The 942-nt window shown below is 74.8% G+C and carries 1 pseudogene; it reads right to left on the bottom strand.

From position 1 onward, the window contains the following. Positions 1–942 (bottom strand): annotated as a pseudogene (locus ACLEQD_RS44320) (hypothetical protein); the annotation flags it as partial.

The following is a 942-nucleotide window of genomic DNA, read 5'->3' as shown; positions in this document are numbered from 1 at the left end:
CCGCTCCAGCCCCGCCAGCATGCGCGCGTAGTGGAAGCTCGCGACCGTCCGCAGCTCGTCGCCATGGCGCGGCCACGGGCGCGCCAGGACGATCTCGTAGTTCCGCGCGGCCTCCGAGTAGCGCCCCGCCGCGTCCAGCGCGAGCGCCTCCTCCAGGAAGGCCTGTGCCTCGAAGGGACGGTTGAGGCGCACGTGCTCGAAGAGCTCCGCCGCCGCCGGGTACTGCCCCAGCGCCAGCAGGCCGTACCCCACCAGCCGCAGCGCCTCCGCGTCGCGGGGCCGCAGCTCCACGGGCGACGACAGCGCGCGCACCGCGCCCCAGGTGTCGCCGGAGAAGGCGCGCCTGCGGGCCACGGCCTCGTAGATCATCACGTCGTCCCGGTTCTCCCGCCGCGCCTTGCGGTAGGCCAGCTCCGCCTGGAGCCGCTCGTCACCGCCCGCGTAGGGCAGGTCCCGCAGCGGCTGGCGCCGCAGGAGCGCGGGCACGCCCCTGTGCTCGGCGAGCCGGGCCACCACCGCGCGGCCTGAGGAGTGGACGTCATCCAGCGCGATGCCCAGGAGCTTGTCGCGGCGCTGGTCCTCCTCCCGGCGCCGCAGCGACTCCAGGTTCTCCAGGTCCACCTGCTCGTCGCGCACGGCGTAGCGCGTGTAGTCACCCTCCGACTCCAGCACGAGCATGGACGCGCGGGCGTTGGCCAGCCGGTAGTGCTGGCTGAGCGCCACCACCATCCGGTCCAACCGCTCGTCATCCAGGGACACCAGCCGGGACACGAACAGCTCCGCCCACGCCCGGGGCGCGAAGGCGCTGTCCTCGCCGGACGGCAGCGGGATGCGCAGCGTGCGCTCGGGCCCGGTGCCCGCCTGGGTCACCACCTCCAGCGCCGCGTCGCCCTTCCCCGGCAGCCGCCCCGCCACCTGCAGCTCCTGTCCGGGGAAGACGAG

It is taken from the genome of Corallococcus sp. 4LFB, assembly GCF_046520365.1.
In the GTDB taxonomy this organism is placed as follows: domain Bacteria; phylum Myxococcota; class Myxococcia; order Myxococcales; family Myxococcaceae; genus Corallococcus; species Corallococcus caeni.
This window is presented reverse-complemented; position numbering and strand designations above follow the sequence as displayed.